Raw genomic sequence first — 19,746 nt, 5'->3', positions numbered from 1 at the left:
TTGATATATAAAGTTCAAAAAGCAAACGAATCCTATAAACACTCCTTAATGCTGCCTAAGTACTTGTAGAGAAATTATGTTTGATGCACTTGCTGACCGCTTAGAAGGTGCCTGGAAGAAACTACGGGGACAAGACAAAATTAGCCAATCCAATATTCAAGATGCTTTGCGCGAAGTTCGCCGCGCTTTGTTGGAAGCTGATGTTAATCTCCAGGTAGTTAAAGATTTTGTTTCTGAAGTTGAAACTAAAGCCCTAGGTGCTGAGGTAATTTCTGGGGTTCGACCAGACCAGCAGTTTGTGAAAATTGTTCACGAACAATTAATAGAGGTGATGGGAGATGTTAATGTCCCCTTAGCGGAAGCTGAAACATCACCAACGGTTGTGTTGATGGCTGGGTTGCAGGGTACGGGTAAAACTACTGCCACAGCAAAGCTAGCTTTACACTTACGAAAACTAGAGCGCAGTTGCTTAATGGTCGCGACAGACGTTTATCGTCCAGCGGCTATTGACCAGTTAATAACTCTGGGTAAGCAAATAGAAGTACCTGTGTTCGAATTAGGAAGTGACGCAAATCCCGTAGAAATTGCCCGACAGGGTGTAGAACGTGCCAAAGCAGATGGAATTGATACAGTAATTATTGATACTGCTGGGCGACTACAAATTGATACGGATATGATGGCGGAGTTAGCCACCATTAAGGAAACCGTTCAACCCAATGAGGTTTTACTGGTTGTAGATTCCATGACTGGTCAAGAAGCTGCAACTCTGACCCATACTTTCCACGAGCAAATTGGGATTACCGGGGCAATACTCACCAAAATGGATGGTGATAGTAGGGGTGGTGCTGCTTTATCTGTCCGAAAAATTTCTGGACAACCAATTAAGTTTGTTGGTGTTGGAGAAAAAGTCGAAGCGCTCCAACCATTTTATCCCGAGCGGATTGCATCGCGAATTTTGGGCATGGGGGATGTTTTAACCCTGGTGGAAAAAGCCCAGGAAGAAATGGATCTCGCCGATGCGGAAAAAATGCAGGAGAAAATCCTGGAAGCGAAGTTTGACTTCACTGATTTTCTCAAGCAGCTAAAACTATTAAAGAATATGGGTTCTCTGGGCGGTATCATGAAAATGATTCCCGGGATGAACAAACTTACCAACGATCAACTCGAAAAAGGAGAAACCCAACTAAAACGTTGTGAATCTATGATTCGGTCCATGACCGTACAGGAAAGAAAAAATCCAGATTTACTTTCCAGTTCTCCTAGTCGTAGGCGCAGAATTGCCAGAGGAAGTGGTTATAAAGAATCTGACGTTGGCAAATTGGTAAGCGACTTTCAAAGAATGCGTAGTATGATGCAGCAAATGGGACAAGGTCGCTTTCCTGGAATGGACGGAATGTTTGGCGGTGGTGGAGGAAATCCATTAGCTGCACAAGGTCGTCCTTCAGCCCCTGGATGGCGAGGTCATCCCGGGGGAGGTGGAACCAAGAAGAAGTCCAAGAAAGTCAAAAAGAAAAAAGGTTTCGGTACCCTGTAGGTATCGCTTACGGATCGGCGATCGCTATCAGTTATTAACAAATGGTTATTAACGAATGGTTATTAATAAATGATTGATGATTTGCTCAATCAGAAATGGCAGATCGCCCCATAATTGGCTTTGCTGTTGGTGCATTATATCGTTTAGGCTTAATACAGCCCATAAGTAAGCTCACAAGGTAAAGACGAATAGCAGTTCATGCTGGCAGGTGCTAGAATTAGCATTCTAGTATCATATTTCTGGATATGTATTTCTAAAGAGTTGATACTTTAAGAACAGGAGTAATGTTTTCTCAACCATGATTAAATTGCGTTTGAAGCGATATGGTAAAAAACGAGAAGTAAGTTACCGCATTATCGCGATTAACAGTCTTGCTCGTCGTGATGGTCGCCCGCTAGAGGAATTGGGATTTTATAACCCCAGAACCGACGAAGTTAAATTAGATGTACCCAATATAGTCAAGCGATTGCAGCAAGGGGCTCAACCAACTGATACCGTGCGTCGCATCTTGGAAAAACAGAATGTTTTCGAACAGGTCAGTGCAACATCCGTATCCTAAGAATGAAATTAAATACCCCAGAAAAAATCCTGACTACGTAGGATTGGTACGTTATTTGATGCAGCCATTTTTAGACTCAGCAGAATCTTTGAGTGTAGATTGTGAACTTTCTGGCAGCCGCAGAAAGCGGGCATGGATTCGTATCGCCTTTGATAATACAGATAAAGGTAAAATTTTCGGTCGTGGGGGACGGAATATTCAGGCAATTCGCACTGTAGTCGCAGCTGCAGCAGAAGCCGCTGGACATTCTGTATATTTCGACATCTACGGTAGTACAATTGGGGATCGAGATAGTTTATCCGGAAATGAAGAAGGAAATGGGCGGATGAGATTACCTCCGCCAAAGTCAAGGGAAAGACGTGGAAATGTCTCGCGACCGGTTTCTAGAACACGCTTCCGCTAGCTTTCCAAATTGAATGGATAACTACTGTTAACTTATAAGGGCAGTTCCTAATGGTACGGAACTGCCCACTTTGGTTTATTACTCCTGATAAGATATTTTTTTGTAAGAAAGGAACAGGGGTTAGCAGCAGTTAATTAAAAGAATGGGTTGTTTGTTCTTATTTCTTTTACCACTTTTCCTGGGAGAAACTTAAAAGTCCTTTACATCTATACTACACACACATTACAATATATTACATTAGTACTAGAAGATGTTTTTTGTCTTTTGCTTATGTGTTGTTTGCTTATGATTTAAACAAATGCTTATGATTTAAACAAAGTAAAACATATGGGTCGTCTTGGCACTGCAGCGAGTAAAATGCGATAGTCACTACTCAAAAAACATTTGGTTGACTGTGTTGGTAGCTGGTTTAATATACTGAAAACAGCTATATTTAGAGCGAAAAAAGTTTAAACACTGGCAATCTCTCTATCTATTACTATTTTTTACAGTTAAGTTAAAATTTTACTAATCAAGTAAGTATACGATGGCAAATGCCATAAAACAAATTGAACTACCAGATATTTCCAGCGCCATAGCTTTATCGGGAAGTCAGGACGCAAATCTCAAGCTTTTATCCCAACAAACAGGGGCTAGCTTGGTATTACGTGGTAAAGATTTGCATATTAGCGGTACTGAAAAGCAAACAGATCTGGCTTATCGATTAGTGCGATCGCTTGAAGAACTTTGGAGCAAGGGGGATAACATTTCCAGTTCCGATATTTTAACGGCTCGTCAAGCTCTGGATACCAATCGGGAAGATGATTTACAACAGCTCCAGAAGGATATATTAGCGAAGACCCGTAGGGGCGAACAGGTTCGAGCAAAAACTTTTCGTCAGCGAAAATACATCGAAGCTATGCGAAAGCAAGATCTAACATTTTGTGTTGGTCCTGCTGGAACCGGGAAAACCTTTTTAGCGGTAGTTGTTGCTGTTCAAGCATTACTCAAAAATGAATACGAGAAAATTATTTTAACTCGTCCTGCAGTAGAAGCAGGGGAAAAACTAGGATTTTTACCAGGGGACTTACAAGAGAAAATCAACCCCTATCTTCGTCCGTTGTACGATGCAATCAACGAATTCATTGGAGCAGATAAATTACCTTCTTTGATGGAGAGAGGTGTAATTGAGGTTGCTCCCTTAGCTTACATGCGCGGACGTACCCTAAGTAATGCTTTTGTTATTGTTGACGAAGCTCAGAATACAACTCCGTCCCAAATGAAAATGGTTTTGACCCGTTTGGGTTTCCGTTCCCGGATGGTAGTTACAGGTGACATGACACAAACCGATCTACCCATGCATCAGGAATCGGGGTTGATGACCGCAGTAAGAATCTTAAAAAATGTAGAAGGAATTAGCTTTTGCGAATTTTCTCAAAAAGATGTTGTACGCCATCCCCTTGTTCAGCGTATTGTGGCAGCATACGAAAGACACGAAAAATAATTATTACTCAATAATTGCGATCGTAATGACTACACTCAAAGATTTTCTTGAAGCTTGTGATAAGCTGGGTACTCTGCGTCTGATTGTTACTAGTAGTGCTGCTGTTTTAGAAGCACGGGGTAAATTAGAAAAAATCTTTTATGCCGAACTACCCAAGGGTAAATATGCGAATATGCATACGGAAGGTTTCGAATTTCACTTGAATATGGACAAAATTGTTAAAGTGAAGTTTGAAACGGGTGAAGCAAAACGGGGTAACTTTACCACTTATGCAATCCGTTTTCTGAATGATAAAGAAGAACCTGCTTTGAGTGCATTTTTGCAATGGGGTAAACCAGGTGAATATGAACCGGGTCAAGTTGAAGCTTGGGAAAGTTTACGCAAGAAGTATGGTGAAGTTTGGGAACCAATACCTTTGGTTGCGATTTAGTAATTTCTCAACAAATTTTCCAAGTAATTTTCCAAGTAATTTCCAATGATATCATGTCCGCTTAATTACTTATGAAAAAATATGTTTGTTTGTAGTAGCGCTTTAGCGCCATAGTAAAGATATTGGCGCTCAAGCGCCACTACGAACCTTATCGTAAGTGTTTTACCGGACATGATATGATTTAATTTTTCAATAATATTGGGTGTGTTATTGGTTTTATCAATAACGCACCACATTTAAATTCAAAAGTTAAAAGTCAAAAGTCAAAAGTCAAAAGAGTTCGCGCCTATGTCTACAACATGACGTTAGCATTGCGGGGTATAAGCACAGCAGAATTCACAATATGTCCCACTGATAGACGAACGCTATCTTTACAACAGACAGATCCACTAGGCGTTAACAAAATTGAAAATTAAAATTTTACTTTTGGGTTAACTAACAAAATTCCCCAATTAACTCTCTTCCCGTTAACTTATTAATTGAACAATTTGGGTCACAACTCTTTTGGTCTCTAAGAATAGTAGACCTTTTTTTGCACTCGAATTAGCTAAAACTAATAAAACTGCTTCCGAACCACACCCAACTAACATGCTGTAGCCTTTTTCACCTTCCACAACAATTCGCTCCACATTTCCACGGGCTAATTCACCACCAATACGTTCTCCCAATGAAAGAATTGATGCAGACATTGCTGCAGTTCTTTCCTCATCCATTCGTGATGGTAAAACAGAAGATAATGATAAACCATCAGGGCTAACCAAAGCTACTCCCTGGACATCGGGGGTAGAGCTAACAAAATTCTGCAAAGTATCTTGCAACATCGAAATATTAATCATGTTTTTCTCCCGTAAAATTATTGTTTGTTCATCCTGCTGATTTTCAGTTTTTAAAGACTCAGTAAGAGAATGATTTATTTTTTCTAAATTTACTGCTTCAGAATCTGCTCGGTCTGGATTTATTTGCTCTTTATTTGTTTGCTCTTGCTCTTGATTCGTTTGTCCTGAATTCGTTTGTTCTGAATTTATTTGTTCTGAATTTATTTGTTCCGATTCTGAGTCTTCATAATTAACTGTTTGATGATTGATTGCTTCAGAATTGATTTGTTTGGAATTAGAATTAAATAAGTTGAGTAATTTTCCCCACCATGTGAAAATTTTGCTACATATTCTTTTTAATAAGGAGACAATTTTAGATAAAAGCATAAAGTGCTTAAATATTTAACACTATAACTATTAGCTTTATCACAGGAGTATCCGTTTATTCTTGGAATTAGGCAAGCATTATTATTCATAGATACGAGGCATTTAGTCAAATTTGTCACTCAAAACCCAGGTTACTTTAAATCACTTGAATCAATTATTTTTTTGGGATTATTTGATGTGTATTATTTTAGTGCTTTATGTTAGTAATCTAATGTACCAGATTTAGGAACCTATTTAAATTTTCTAGATTTAAATTTTTGAAAACTTATTTTTTAATTTCAACCTTTTAAACTTCAAGCTTTCCAAGTTAAATTTTTAATTTTTTAGTGTTTTAATTATTTTATTTTTATAGTATTTTAAGATTTTTAATTGTTTGAAGTTTAAAGCTTAAATCAGCCTCTAAAAAACTTGATTTCAAGCGTGCATTCTATTTAATATCCAGAGGTGAATAAAATTATATTTTTATATAAAATATGTCGTAACACACAGTACTTTGTTTACGACATAATTTATACGTATTATTTTGTCTAAAATCCTGTTTGAATTCAGATTTATATAGATCCAATAAATCAGATTAATGAGTATTCACTGTAGGATTTGGATAATTGACCGAGCAAAGTAGTGAGAACGGGAAAGATAGAAGCCTTGTCTGTCGCATTGACAAACATCATTGGTGGTTGTGTATTTTTTGAATTAAAGCCTAAGGCTAGAGCTATATCTTCAAGCTTACAAGCATCAGAACAATCACTATGGGTAACCCCAATTAAGTAAGGAACTTCCACTTTTTGATTCATAAAATTAAGAATTCGGCGACTGTAGGGAAAATCTTGAGGACGGTGAGCATCTACAAGAAAGATATAAGCTTGGGCTTTCTGGATCAACATATCCCAAATAAAATCAAATCTCAATTGTCCGGGAGTACCATATAAATGAATGGCTCGCTCTGGATTTATACTTAAACGCCCAAAGTCAAGTGCGACAGTAGTTGTTTCTTTCCAGGTTGCGATTTCATCTGTACTAATTTTGTCAGTATTAACAACGTCAATCTCGCTAATGGTGCGAATAAAACTAGTTTTTCCAGCACCTACACTTCCTGTAACCATAAGGCGCAAGATTTCCATCAAAACTAACTCCGTTAAAAAACAATGACATTTAAAAAATGAGCTGCTAATGTCAAGCGACTCAAATTTTCTGATAATTTCAAACGAGCAAGCTGCAACTTAAAATTAACGATAAATCACGCAATTAGGATTTTTTCACTGACTCAACTAGAAGCATAATATATGCTTTATCTGCCTTGGTAAACAATTATTAAACTGGCAATAAAAATAACAATAATAATCTCGTTCTTAATACTTAGATAGATAGTTTTTTAAAGTTATAAATGTCGACGGGCAATAAGAATAATACTTCATCTATAGTATTTTTAATAACATCAACTTTAAGATAAAAACAAAAAAAATCTTACTTTTTGTTCCAATCTTTAAAATGACAGTATTTATAGTTGCAAAGAAAGACTTTCTTGAAATGATTCAAGGTTTTAAATAAACAAGTTATGAGTTCAGATTTATTTTAATTACTGAGTATATAAAATTTTGTTAAGCAATGCATGCAAATAGAAATATAATCTTAGTATTCACTCAAATAAATTTGAAGTATTGTAATAATCACTCAAATAAATATAATGAGGCTTATTGGGGTTGTACTGTTAATATTATGCTGTTTGATTGGAAGTTGTTTAATTGGAAGTCAAGAAGCAAACGCTGGAGAGTTGGAGCTAAGAATAGCTAATTTTCCTCAATGGGAAAAAATCAAGGCTGTGAAGTCAGCAGAAGGTGAGTTAGTCTATCCGGATTGGATGGAAGGTAATTGGCAATTAAAGAGTACCTTAGTAGATTTAGCTGCACCTTTAGCACCCGATATTATTACACCAGGATTTGAAGGAAATCGTCGATATCTTCAAGAACCCATCAGTTTTCCTGTAAAGTTTGTACCTCAACAATTACTCAACCTGAGTTTACAGACTACCGCTGGGAAGGAAAGTAAGGTTTCGGAAATAGTCGCAGATAGGGCTTTCAATTCTTTAAGTTTAGCTCGAGCTTATCTAGGCGAGCGCACAGTATTATCAGTCAAAGTAGATCCAGATTCTTCGCTGCGTCAGGTTACCTTTTTGCGAGGTAAATGTCCGAATAATAACTACGGACAAAGGAGGTGCGATCGCCAGTTAGTTTCTGTCGTTAAGTCCAGGGCTACAGAATATACAGGAGATGGTCAGTTTATTACTTGCGAGGTTTTTCAACAGTTTTTTAAAGGTACAGATCGTCCTTATTTCAACACGGTAGAATCAACAACTGCTTATCGTCAGTTACCGAAAATTCAACCATCAAAAATTCAACCATCAAAAACCCAGCAACTGAAAACAAATCAGCCAGTAATATCAGCGGAGCAAGTCACAGCAGTTTATTTATCTCCCCAAGACCCAAATTATTTCAAAGCAGGTTCGCGTCCTGTAGCGCTGTATAAATACCATTTGGACTTTTATCGTTGAAATATAATTTTTTAGCAAAATTCAAGTCTACTGGATTTTGCTCCCCTAAGGCGTGTTTTCAAAATACTTATTTAAGCTATTTGTGATTCTAAGATCGATCCCCCTAAATCCCCCTTGGAAAGGGGTACTTTGAGAAGGTCTTGTCCCTTAATAAAGTGGAAAATTAGATCGAAGTTTATCTTTTCAAGGGGTATTTTAGAGAATCTAATAGAATCTAAAAATTTGCGCTTGTAACTAGCAACTTAACTTAGTATTTAAGTTTCTCTTGGTATTAGGGAAAACAAACATGTATTCGCCATTATTTATCGAAAAGCTGGGATTAACTTGTAATTTCTCCCTTCACCAACGTTAGAAATGGTTGTAGATTTCTGTTAAATTTCTTTACAGGGTATATGGCGCTACGCGCAAGTCATTATTATGTATTGCTATAAATTCTGAAAACAAAAAACAACTGCGCCAAAATTTTTCACGGAGAACTATTTTTCTGCAAAGCTACTTCATAAGGATGATTTATTAGTCAAGTGATTGACATTAATGTAATACGGTTGTAGTATTAAATTCTTAAAGTAATAACTCAAGTTGCTAGTTGTTTAGTGAAATACGATGAGACTTCTCTAGATCTATCCCCTGAAGAAATAAGGGGATTTTGAGTAATTTGTATGGTTTTTTGAGGGCTGTACGAGTTGCGCACATAAAATACCGGTACGTAAAAATCTGATTTTTGTCACTAGCAAATTGCGTTAAGAGAATTTCAATAACCCATTTAGGGTCGTACAAAACGAACGCCCAACGGTGCATCATGGCAAATTTTCGAGATGTTGTTAATTATTTTCGTCCCTACTGGAAGCTGAGTGTTTTTAGTATTGCAGCAAGCAGTATCTACGAAATTTTTGATTTAGTTGTACCATATGCCATTGGACAAATTTTAAATATCCTTTCCAATCAACCTATAGATAGACCACTGACAAATCTTATTGCTGGGGTTGGAAGTACCATCAATTACCCAGTAAATAAAACGTTGTCATTTGGGGTTTTGCTAGGTTTAATCTTTTTAGTGACGGTAGTTCGAGCGCCGACTCAACCTTGGTTATCAAACTGGTTCCACTGGGATATCGCTTTAAAAGCGCGTCGCGATCAAAACAAAAAAGCAATTGAAAAAATTCTGACTCTACCTTTAGAGTTTTATGACGAAAATAACCCTGGAAGAATTTCAGCTAGGGTCGCGAAAGGAATCACCAACCATACATGGACCTATCCGGAAATTACTGGACAACTTATTCCCAAACTATTTCGGGTTTTAGGGATTTTTGTCTTTATTTGCTTAGTAGAGTGGCGAATTGCTGTTCTATTCTTAATTTCTTTTGTGGTTATTCTCAGCTTTACTTTAAAAAAGTTACGCAAGCTGATATGGCATGAAAGTCGTTTGGATAAATATGCTGAAGATACGGAAAGTCGTACTTCTGAGCTTATTACCAACATTAAGACAGTAAAAGCTTTTGCAACAGAAAGCAAAGAACTCAAACGTCAGAATAGTCGTTTACAGAGGGAACTAACTGTAGTTGAATATCGCATTCATAAAGGCTACGTCCAACTTGCAACTTGGCAAAGAAGTTTAATTCAGTTTTGCGTTTTTGTGGTACTGGGATTGACCCTAGCAGCCACTATTAACGGAAGAATTACTTTAGGTCACTTTGTTATGACCTTGACGTTGTCGAGTATGGCTTATGCGGAGTTAGAACCAATTAGTATCCTCGCAGAAATCTTTGCTCGTCGTTATAGTTCGATGTTGCGCTTTCATGAGTTTCTCCAAGAACCATCAGGAATTGATTCCGTTGGTATTTTAGGTAAACCGAAGTCTGGGGAAGGTGAATATCAATTTACTGGGAAATTAGAATTTTCCCATGTTGATTTTGGTTATGAACCGGATCGTAAGGTACTGCATGACATTAATTTCTTGATTGAACCATATCAAACTGTAGCGTTGGTAGGGCGCAGTGGTTCGGGAAAATCCACTCTAGTTAAACTGCTATTTCGTTATTTTGAACCACAAACAGGTCAAATTCTGATTGATGGGGAAGATATTCGGATTTTGGATATTGGAGCTTATCGTCGGAGACTAGCGATCGTTCACCAAGAAGTAGATGTTTTTAACGGTACTGTTTTAGATAACCTTACCTACGGTAAAACTGAAGCGACCTTAGAACAAGTCGATGAGGCTTGTCGAATTTCGAGACTTGATGAAGTAATCGATCAACTTTCCGATGGTTACTACACTGTTGTCGGCGAACGGGGTGTGAGACTTTCGGGAGGACAAAGACAACGTTTGGGGATTGCGAGAGCTTTACTTGTCAAACCAGATGTGTTGATTTTTGACGAAGCAACATCAAGCTTGGATTATGAGTCGGAGCGTTCGATTCAGCTAGCAATGCGCGACCTTCAAGGAACTTGTACCACCATTGTGATTGCTCACCGCCTTTCTACAGTACGCGAGGCAGATAAAATCGTAGTTCTGGAGCAAGGAAGAATTGCAGAAATTGGTAATCACCAAGAACTGTTACGTCATGAAGGTATTTATCAAAGGTTACATTCCTTGCAGGAAACTGGAGAATTGTTGAGATAGTCAGGTATCAGTTATCAGTTATCAGTTAACAGTTGTCAGTCTTCTGGTTACCGGGCTCAGCCTGGTAATCAAGGCTTGGAGCCTCCTGGCTCCTGTCTTCTGTCTCCTGATTTCTACCTTTGATTCCTTCCAAAAAATTTTTTTTGAATAATTGTTGGCTTTTTTGAAATGTTATGCTACGATTCATAATCGTGAGACGCAAGGGTCGATGTCCGAGTGGTTAATGGAGGCGGACTGTAAATCCGCTGGCTACGCCTACGCTGGTTCGAATCCAGCTCGGCCCACCTTTCAGGATTTCTCTTCAAGAGTTAAGAGTGATGGGTTTTGAATAAATTAGTTATAATTAACTTCAAAACTCAAACTTATACTCAAATCACTTCTCACTACTCTATAGATGAATATGTGATTTTAAATCTTGTTTTTAGATTTGACTATATATCATCTTGATACTTGATAAACTTTAAGTTTATTTGTGCCGATGTAGCTCAGTGGTAGAGCACACCCTTGGTAAGGGTGAGGTCACGAGTTCAAATCTCGTCATCGGCTTTTTTGTTTTTTATATTAATTTTTGTTTCTATACATTAACTAATTATTTGTCACTGTTAACAAATTAATGTCCTCATTGACAAATTTGTATTTACTTTAAGATAGTAAAATAATTTTGTTTACCTAAAACTTTCTCATAATAAGCGATCGTCAAGTCTTTGCTTGCAGTATCATCTACTTTCCATAAGCTCATGACCTGACTTTCGGAACCTGCGATTACTAAAGCGCGACGAAAACTATAGAGACCTTCACCTGTTTGATCTTGACCTAAACTAGTATCGCAGGCGGAAAGGACAACAAGTTTTGTCCCAGTGAGGTTGAGTGCAGTTGTTTCCAAAGCTGTGAGAATACCATCTTCATTTCCTCCACCTTGGCGATTTTTGTAACCAGAAAGCACTAAGCCAGAAAGTAGCAGAGGATTATCTCGATAAGTATCTTGATGTTCTGGTTTTTTGGGCGAACTTTCAAAGAAACCATGTGTAGCTATATGCAAAATTTTCGGGTTTTGCAGTTCTTTAATTACATTTTCACTAGCTTGACTTCCAAGGAAAGGTTTAACTTCTAACATGGTCGCGATTGATTTTGCTTCTTCTCGTGTACCAATCAAAGGAGGAAAATTTATTTTTGATAGATCGATAAAGCGGGTATTGTTGGGTTGATTGGATTTAACTGCTACGGTTTCCCCTTGTTTATGAAATAACGGGTCACCCATAATTACTGGCTGTTGTTTGCTGGGAGATTGTTTGCTGGGAGATTCATTTTGCAGTCGTAGCAAGTCCCGTCCAGAGGTGAGATAAGTGAAGGAATAATTTTCTATGAGGTAGCGGTTGTTTTCGTCTACTAAAGCTTCAAAGGGAATCAAGTTTAGTGCACCATCGGGAGCAATCAGGATTTTGCGTTTATTCCCTAGGAGTTTACGGATCGGTTCCATGACAAGTTTATCAACACCACGCGCCGATTGTTTAACTTGCTCAGTGGGGGTTATGTTGGGATCTTGTAAGGAGTTACGGAATAATTCTAAAGATTTTTCTATTTTCTCTGTTTCCCCTAAGTCAATGGCTTGGGGTTCGCCTGTGGAGTTAAGGACGTAGGCTGCATAGTGGGGTTTACCAAAGCTTTGATTTTGTTGCTTTGCTTTGGAGTTGAATGGTCTGTAACGCACTATTTCCACTAAAGCCGCATCATCAGGGATTAATTTTTGAATATCTTCTAATTTAACTAGTTGGGATTTAACTTCTTGGGATAAGTTTGCAAATTCAGCACTGCGACGACTTAATTGGTCTTCAAGGTCTTTTGTTTTCTTTTCTAAATCCGTAACTTGTTGGCGATATTTCTCTAGGGAGATGTTTTCGGGACGATTATAAATTAGGTTTGCAATTTGACTGTAATTATCAGAAAGTTCATCTATTAACTTCAGGCTATTTTTATCATTTACACGCTGGCGAAGAATTTGTAAGTTATTTGTCAGGACATCTAAAATTCTTCCTTTGCGTCGGAAGATGGTTGTTAGGGCTAAATTTGCAGCTTGGGAATTATTGGGTGCAGAATTCAGGTGTAGGGAGATAGTCGCATATGTAGTCCCGGAGATAGTGCGAGTGTAGTCGCGTTTTTGGCGTTCAAACCCTGCGGATAGGTTGATACTTAGGTTTTGTTCTTCTACTTTTAATCCCTGTGTTAGAAATTCAAGAGTCTTGGTAATATTTTCTTGAGCGTTGTTCAATGCTGCTAAACTATTCAAGCTAATTGCCACTAGGGGATGTTGATTGCCTAAAAGACGTTTTCTCATCTGGAGGGCTTGTTTATAAAGGGGTTCGGCTTCTTTATAACGTCCTTGACTTTTATACAACCCAGCCAAATTATTCAAGCTAGTTGCCACCAGGGGATGTTGATTACCTAACAGGCGTTTGTGCATCTGGAGGGCTTGTTTATAAAGGGGTTCGGCTTCTTTTAAACGTCCTTGATCTAAATACAATCCGGCTAAATTATTTAAGCTAATTGCCACCAGGGGATGTTGGTTGCCTAAAAGACGTTTTCTCATCTGGAGGGCTTGTTTATAAAGGGGTTCGGCTTCTTTTAAACGTCCTTGATCTAGATACAATCCAGCTAAATTATTCAAGCTGGTTGCTACATCAGGATGCTGATTACCTAAAAGGCGTTTGTACATCTGGAGGGCTTGCTTATGAAGAGGTTCGGCTTCTTTTAAACGTCCTTGATTTTCATACAACACAGCCAAATTATTCAAGCTATGTGCCACATGGGGATGTTGATTACCTAACAGGTCTTTGTACATCTGGAGGGCTTGTTTATAGAGGGGTTCGGCTTCTTTTAAACGTCCTTGATCTAAATACAATCCAGCTAAATTATTCAAGCTTTGTGCCACATTGGGATGTTGATTACCTAACAGGCGTTTTCCGATCTGTAAGGCTTGTTTATAAAGGGGTTCGGCTTCTTTTAAACGCCCTTGACTTCGATACAAGTTAGCCAAACTATTCAAGCTTTGTGCGACTTCGGGATGTTGATTACCTAACAGACGTTTTCTAATCTGTAGGGCTTGTTTAAAAAGGGATTCGGCTTCTTTTAAACGTCCTTGACTTTCATAGGATGCAGCCAGATTATTCAAACTTTGTGCGACTTCGGGGTGTTGATTACCTAACAAGCGTTTTCTGATTTCGAGGGCTTGTTTAAAAAGGGGTTCGGCTTCTTGATAATTTCCTTGATATAAATATAATGTAGCTAACTCATTCAAGCTTTGTGCGACTTCGGGATGTTGATTACCTAACAGGCGTTTTCTGATTTCGAAAGCTTGTTTAAAAAGGGGTTCGGCTTCTTGATAATTTCCTTGATATGAATACAATGTAGCTAAGTTATTCAAGCTTTGTACTACATCGGGATGTTGATTACCTAACAGGCGTTTTCCGATCTCAAGGGCTTGTTTAAAAAGGGGTTCGGCTTCTTGATAATTTCCTTGATATAAATACAATACAGCTAAATTGTTCAAGCTTTGTGCGACTTCGGGATGTTCCCCTAAGATTTTCTGACGGATAGCTAAAGCTTTTTGTGCAAGAGGAATACCTTCACGGTATTTACCAGCTTCTAAAAGTTGTGAAGCTTGTTGATTAAGTCTTGCTGCTTCTGCTAATTTTAGATCTCGCGGTAACGCTGCACGCCGATCCAACTTTTGAATTTGAGGAGAATTTACCTCTCCAACTGCGACTTCTGAAACAAGTAGGGAAAATCCCAGCAGTGTAAACAAACTGATGGAACTTAGTGCATATTTGAAAAGGGAACGGGGAACAGGGAATGGGGAACAAGAAAAGAGTGATGAGTTTGGGATTGCTATCTCCCGTGAGGGAGATGCTATAGCTGCGCTACGTACCGAGCCGCTAACCCTGCACTTTGTGCACTTTGTTGCGGTCGCAATGACAGTTGAGTTTTGAGTTTTTTCTAAGTTTCTCATTTTTAAACTCTCCCCTTGAGTTGATTAACTTTTTGTTGCAACTCGTCCGCTTTCGTGCGATCGCCTAACTCCTGATAACCAACCTGCGCTGCTTGATACCACCGCAAAGCATCCTGCAATTTGTTGAAAGAAAAATCTATCTCCCCCAAACTCCCTTGAATTATTGCTTGTGCTTCTAAATTCTTCTCAGTCCGTGCTAATTCCAATGCAGTTAAATACTGTTGGCGCGATAGCAAATTTAACCCTACCTGCTGATAAGTATTAGCTAAAAGCTGATGAACTGCACTTTTTTGAATAGATTTACTTTTTTGAATAAATTCTGACAATAAATCAATCGCATCTGCGTGCAAATCATTACTGCGGTATAAATGGGCTAAGGCTAAAACATTCCCCTCACCTTTCAAACCTTGCTGCTGTAACTTGGCTATTTCGGCTTTTACCCGTTGACTATCCGCTTCACTCATGACAGTGAAACCATTGTCTTGATTTTTCGTAGTTACACCATTATTAGTAGCTACAGTTAACCAGTAACGAGAACCAGGTTTGAGGGGTTGTTCCTTATCGTTATAAACCACCCACGGCTGATTTACACTAGTTTCCCAATCTACATCAGGTCCAAATAGCCGCACTTGATATTTAGTTACTCCCGCGACCGGATTCCAACGCAGTTTTGGTTGACCTGTCAAAATCTTAGTATTGCGCGGAATAATCGGATAAGGTACCGTCGAGTCATTTCCTCCACGGGTAAAAGTGGTCTTGCTATTTGGTCTTCTTAAAACAGGTCTACTAGAGGGACAAGCTTGGGAAATAGGAAACTCACCGGGAGAACCGAGATCCCAAACATCTAAATTAGTGCACTGTACCTTTACAGACGCGCCTTTGGTTAAGCGTAATTTATCCGAGGGATTAACTAAAGTGCCGATGGACACAGGTTTATATTCAGTCCATTGAGGGCGCTTGATTTGCACGTTCCCAGCGATCGCCACAATAATATTTAAAGGATTTAGATTACTCAAAGCTGGTTTTGCAAACGCGATTAAACCTAAAGTAATAAGTGTAGTAATGGTGACAAGATTTTTCTTCATCTTATTTCTTCGTCCCACGTAATTTTTGACGAGCAAGATGTAACCATTCATCCTCTTCTGGATTAGTTCTAGAACCCAAACGAACACATTTTCCCCACTGAGATAAAGCCTTTTGGCTTGATTCTTTTTGCTTCTCTAACACCTGTGCAAACAAACAATGTGCAGCACTAGGGTTCCTTATATACTGGCTAGCTTCAGGATTTTCACTAATACCAATAGCAGCTGTTAAATTTAAACTTGCTTCTTCATATCTTGCTTGCTTAAATCGCACCCAACCGAGATTTTTAAATAAGCTATATTTAAGTTCCGGCTTATCAAAACCTTCTTGAGCAGCTAATTGCAAACCTTTAGTTAATAAAGTAGCAGCTTGTGGATATTTTTTATCTTTGATATATAAACGCCCTAAATTGTTATGAGCTTGTGGTAAATTCCCACCAATCGCAATTTGATATTGCAGCTTGGCTTTTTCTATTTGGTCCCACTCCTCATAAAGATTACCAAGGTTATAATGTGCAAATTTATTATCAGCATTTAAAGAAATCGCCCTTTGAAAATTCTGTTCTGCTGAACTGAAATTTCCCCGATCGAAATTATCTGAACCATTACTGTTATATATATCAGAAAATATCGGCAAACAAGACCAAAAACCAATCAGAAACCCTGACATTAAAAGCGTCGAACCTAGCTTAATCTCTTGGTGATATTCCTTAGAAATCTTCTTACCAAGTATAGGAATCTTCTTATCTAGTAATTTTGCAAATCCTTCCTCACCAAATTTTGTGAGTTGACTACTTGCTTGTAATAAAGTCAGGATACTTGGTAAAGCCACAGCCCCAACACCAATCAATCCCACTCCCCCACCAGCAAGAAAGCGAGTAGCAATATTTACCAGCAAACTAATATTTATAGTCCAACCAGCAACGGAGAGTAATTTCCACAACCAATCCCAATCATCCCAGGGATGGGGTGCAATACTTTCTAACCTCCACCACCAAGCTTCAGCAGGAGGATGAACGCTACTGCGCCAATTTTCCCATTCCTCGGCTTTAATAACTTGGGTAATCGCTCCTGCTTTATCCCTAAGTTCAGCATCTGCTAGGATTAACCTCTTCAAGATACTGCTATTAGAACTGTGTTTTGCTTGCTTGAAAGCATCTTGTACTGCATCTCGTGCATGTAAGATGTTCAAAACATGCTCAATTTCAATCTTTGAGCAATTTAAATCCTCAATAGCTGCTTCATAATACTCAAGTATGCTATCCAGTTTGGTTGTCATCATTCTTAATGATGGAAAGGTAAATATTGACCTGATATTTAATTCATCAAGAGCGCATGTTAAATTTCCGGTGAAGATTGTAAATTTTTCTTTTAGTTAGAAGATTTGCCACTTGCATTAATTGCGTAAATATACATATGAAAATAAAAAAAATAGTATATATTATGTCGCAAAACTGAGGAATAAATTTTTATTTAAACCAAATTGATCGCAGAGTAAAGTTTCCTAATTGGCGTTGCGTTAATTTTGAAATGATTTTAGCCCCCTAGCCACCAATAATGGGGGTAAGAGAATTCTCAAAGTCCCCCAATATTGGGGATTTAGAGGTCTAAGCTGTGCTGTAAATTTTAAAGATTCATCCCTCATTTCTGCAACGCCTCCTAATTCAGGATTTCCTAATTCAGCAATGGCGTACATTTATTTAACATAAATATATTTGCAGCACAAAATTTATTCGCTACAATTTTTATTTATCCATATATTATAATTACCAGTAATTTCACATAAATTTCATTTGATATTTATTTTTAAGCCCTATATTTTTGCTACAAATAGCTAATAGTATTATTTATGTTTTTATAGAAACTGCCTAAATAAAGAAAATATCTACGGTATTTTCCCTAAGGGTAACTTTACTATCTAGTAACTTATCTGAATAGTTGTAATCTTGACGACAATTATTGCTGGCGGAGATTCAGTTTCTAGTCAAGTGTTGCATTTAGTTACAAAATTTATTTCTTATTTTTGTTCCCTACTTTCTGTTCCGTAAAACTCAAAAAGCTAGAAACTCACATAATTGAGAAACATCTGTGTGAGAAATAATTCTAGCTACGGAAGACTCTGCACACTAAAAAAGCACACTAAAAAAGAAAGTATAGGGGACTTTCCTCATAAGGCTTACCACTACAGTATTAATTTACTGTCTAAATGAGCTTTATTTATTTTTGCTCAAATCAATTTTCATATTTCGCTTTCTCAAGCCATTTTTTCCTTGATTCATTATTAATTAATTTTCTAAGCTCTAGATGAGGAGATTTTCATGACACCCTTAAACTTAAGTAAAGTCTATTTTTCTAACAAGGCTGATAAAGTCTACTCAGATAGAGGAATTTTTAACCCCTGGTATTCTCATGTCAATACATTAAAGGGTGCAGATGAAATTATTGGTGATAAATATATTGATAGTGATTTTGGTTTGGGAGTTTTTGCAGGGGTCGGGACAAAAAATGTTAGTGCGATTGCAGCAGCAGATCTTAGTCGTAAAGCAAGTATCTATGCTAATGGGATTGATAATCAAGGGAGTATTTATACAAATAGAGGACGTGACATTGTCAGAGGTACTGCAACCGCAAAAATAGCAGCTACTGTCCAAACAGTCTCTAAAGCTATTGCTTACGCGGATCGTTTAAATGCTAATGCAATTGCAAAAACCTTTGCATCTATTGATATAAATGTGGTTGCTAATGGTATTAATAATTCCGGCGAAATCCGGACTGGTAGGGGTAGTGATACCCTTGATGGAAGAATTACAGGTTCTGTTGCAGCAGTTGCAACAGCGACCGCAGATGCTAGAGCTATTGTCCAAGCTATTGCTCAAGCCCCTATGTCTGATAGTTTGACAGCTTTTGCTGGAGCAATAGCCAAAAGTTTAGCGAATGCAACCATCACTGCAACAGGTATTAAAAATGTTGGTGGTCAAATTATTACTGCAAAGGGTGCAGATGTTATAAGTGCAATTGCAACTTCTGATTCTGCGACTTTTACAGATACTCCTACTTATAGTGTTACTAATGCAGCAACTCCGGAAACCAAAGCTTTAGCGGAAGCTGTTGCTGAAGCTACTGCTACTGCTCAAGATAAGGCGATCGCAATCGATAATACCCAAGGCTATATTAATCTTGGTAAGGGGAACGATGGAATAAAAGTAACTGCTGATGCTCTTAGCAAAGCGATCGCGATCAATAATACTAGAGGCGATATTGCTTTTGGTAAAGGACGCGACACTATTGAAGCGAATGCTACTGCTTTAAGAGAGGCGATCGCAGTTGATAACGATGGAGGGTATATTAGCTTCGGTAAAGGACGGGATACTATTGAAGCAACTGCTGATGCTTCAGAACAAGCGATCGCTATTGATAATCATCGAGGAAGCATAAAAACAGGTCAAGGTTCTGATATTGTCAAAGCTTATGCAACTGGAAGCGATTCCTACGGTATTTTTGGCGGAACCATTAATATGGGAGATGGTAGAGATGAGTTAACTGCTTCCAGTTTTGGCGGTGATGTCAAGATTAAAATGGGTGACGGTAAAGACTTTGTTGAAGGTTTTGGTGATGCAAAAATCAATGGTGGTAGAGGTTTTGATACCCTTAGTCTTGGTTCCTATAAAATTGATGATTTTGATATCAGTTTAGGTGCGAATAATAATAAGGTCATTTTTGAGTTAGATGACACTGTCATGACTGCTACTAAATTTGAGCAATTTAATTTTGATAATGGAAGTTTAAGTTTGAGCTATGACGATTTAGTCGCGACCCTGTAAAGGGCTTTTCGACCAGAAATATATAATCCTTCAGAGTGTAGCAATACATTCTGATAGGGTA

The 19,746-nt window shown here is 38.1% G+C and carries 15 protein-coding genes and 2 tRNA genes; 11 read left to right on the top strand and 6 right to left on the bottom strand.

All coding sequences use genetic code 11. The annotated features are described in order from the left end of the window. Window positions 1-76 precede the first annotated feature (76 nt). The 5 genes from ffh (at window position 77) to BC008_RS14365 (ending at window position 4,409) form a co-directional block, all read left to right on the top strand. Complete coding sequence (ffh, locus tag BC008_RS14385; RefSeq protein WP_027846070.1) at window positions 77-1,534, top strand: signal recognition particle protein; 1,458 nt, start codon at window positions 77-79, stop codon at window positions 1,532-1,534. Between the two features lie 298 nt (window positions 1,535-1,832). After that, window positions 1,833-2,093: a 30S ribosomal protein S16 gene (gene rpsP / locus BC008_RS14380; protein WP_027846071.1), complete on the top strand. Its 261-nt coding sequence runs from the start codon at window positions 1,833-1,835 to the stop codon at window positions 2,091-2,093. Further along, window positions 2,056-2,496 (top strand): KH domain-containing protein, encoded by a 441-nt coding sequence (locus BC008_RS14375; RefSeq protein WP_153009588.1) that lies wholly within the window; start codon window positions 2,056-2,058, stop codon window positions 2,494-2,496. Before rpsP ends, BC008_RS14375 begins: the two co-directional genes overlap by 38 nt. 526 nt (window positions 2,497-3,022) lie before the next feature. Continuing rightward, the gene (locus BC008_RS14370; RefSeq protein WP_027846072.1) at window positions 3,023-3,979 is read left to right on the top strand and encodes a PhoH family protein; all 957 of its coding nucleotides are present in this window, start codon (window positions 3,023-3,025) and stop codon (window positions 3,977-3,979) included. A gap of 25 nt (window positions 3,980-4,004) precedes the next feature. Then, complete coding sequence (locus BC008_RS14365) at window positions 4,005-4,409, top strand: ChuX/HutX family heme-like substrate-binding protein (RefSeq protein ID WP_027846073.1); 405 nt, start codon at window positions 4,005-4,007, stop codon at window positions 4,407-4,409. 467 nt (window positions 4,410-4,876) lie between these two features. Here the strand turns inward: BC008_RS14365 and BC008_RS52715 are convergent, their stop codons facing one another. After that, complete coding sequence (locus BC008_RS52715) at window positions 4,877-5,323, bottom strand: roadblock/LC7 domain-containing protein (RefSeq protein ID WP_407657059.1); 447 nt, start codon at window positions 5,321-5,323, stop codon at window positions 4,877-4,879. A gap of 857 nt (window positions 5,324-6,180) precedes the next feature. Beyond that, complete coding sequence (locus tag BC008_RS14355) at window positions 6,181-6,732, bottom strand: GTP-binding protein (protein WP_027845798.1); 552 nt, start codon at window positions 6,730-6,732, stop codon at window positions 6,181-6,183. A gap of 563 nt (window positions 6,733-7,295) precedes the next feature. Between BC008_RS14355 and BC008_RS14350 the strand changes: the two genes are divergently transcribed. The 4 genes from BC008_RS14350 (at window position 7,296) to BC008_RS14330 (ending at window position 11,325) form a co-directional block, all read left to right on the top strand. Beyond that, window positions 7,296-8,159, top strand: coding sequence for a DUF6816 family protein (locus BC008_RS14350; RefSeq protein ID WP_036267544.1), 864 nt, complete (start codon window positions 7,296-7,298; stop codon window positions 8,157-8,159). Between the two features lie 799 nt (window positions 8,160-8,958). Beyond that, window positions 8,959-10,779 (top strand): ABC transporter ATP-binding protein, encoded by a 1,821-nt coding sequence (locus BC008_RS14340; protein WP_027845801.1) that lies wholly within the window; start codon window positions 8,959-8,961, stop codon window positions 10,777-10,779. 202 nt (window positions 10,780-10,981) lie between these two features. Next, window positions 10,982-11,063, top strand: a tRNA-Tyr gene (locus tag BC008_RS14335). 190 nt (window positions 11,064-11,253) lie between these two features. Continuing rightward, window positions 11,254-11,325 (top strand) — tRNA-Thr (locus tag BC008_RS14330). A 91-nt stretch (window positions 11,326-11,416) separates the two neighbouring features. On the opposite strand, the gene BC008_RS14325 is transcribed toward BC008_RS14330, so the two are convergent. Beyond that, the gene (locus tag BC008_RS14325; protein ID WP_058183621.1) at window positions 11,417-14,578 is read right to left on the bottom strand and encodes a tetratricopeptide repeat protein; all 3,162 of its coding nucleotides are present in this window, start codon (window positions 14,576-14,578) and stop codon (window positions 11,417-11,419) included. A 4-nt stretch (window positions 14,579-14,582) separates the two neighbouring features. Here BC008_RS14325 and BC008_RS51335 point away from each other — a divergent pair, with 4 nt between their 5' ends. Then, entirely contained in the window at window positions 14,583-14,762 is a 180-nt protein-coding gene (locus BC008_RS51335; RefSeq protein ID WP_027845656.1) for a hypothetical protein, read from the top strand. A gap of 22 nt (window positions 14,763-14,784) precedes the next feature. Here BC008_RS51335 and BC008_RS14315 read toward each other — a convergent pair whose 3' ends face one another. The 3 genes from BC008_RS14315 to BC008_RS49485 all read right to left on the bottom strand — a co-directional run bounded on the left by BC008_RS14315 (window position 14,785) and on the right by BC008_RS49485 (window position 17,560). Next, the gene (locus tag BC008_RS14315; RefSeq protein ID WP_027845657.1) at window positions 14,785-15,867 is read right to left on the bottom strand and encodes a tetratricopeptide repeat protein; all 1,083 of its coding nucleotides are present in this window, start codon (window positions 15,865-15,867) and stop codon (window positions 14,785-14,787) included. Window position 15,868: 1 nt separating this feature from the next. Continuing rightward, entirely contained in the window at window positions 15,869-17,146 is a 1,278-nt protein-coding gene (locus tag BC008_RS14310) for a tetratricopeptide repeat protein (protein WP_027845658.1), read from the bottom strand. A 237-nt stretch (window positions 17,147-17,383) separates the two neighbouring features. Then, a complete protein-coding gene (locus BC008_RS49485; protein ID WP_161938118.1) occupies window positions 17,384-17,560 on the bottom strand; it encodes a hypothetical protein in 177 nt (58 codons plus the stop codon). A gap of 622 nt (window positions 17,561-18,182) precedes the next feature. On the opposite strand from BC008_RS49485, the gene BC008_RS14305 reads away from it, so the two are divergent. Continuing rightward, window positions 18,183-19,685: a hypothetical protein gene (locus BC008_RS14305; RefSeq protein ID WP_027845659.1), complete on the top strand. Its 1,503-nt coding sequence runs from the start codon at window positions 18,183-18,185 to the stop codon at window positions 19,683-19,685. Window positions 19,686-19,746 lie beyond the last annotated feature (61 nt).

Origin of the sequence: Mastigocoleus testarum BC008, from assembly GCF_001456025.1 — a bacterium.
In the GTDB taxonomy this organism is placed as follows: Bacteria; Cyanobacteriota; Cyanobacteriia; order Cyanobacteriales; family Nostocaceae; genus Mastigocoleus; species Mastigocoleus testarum.
This window is presented reverse-complemented; position numbering and strand designations above follow the sequence as displayed.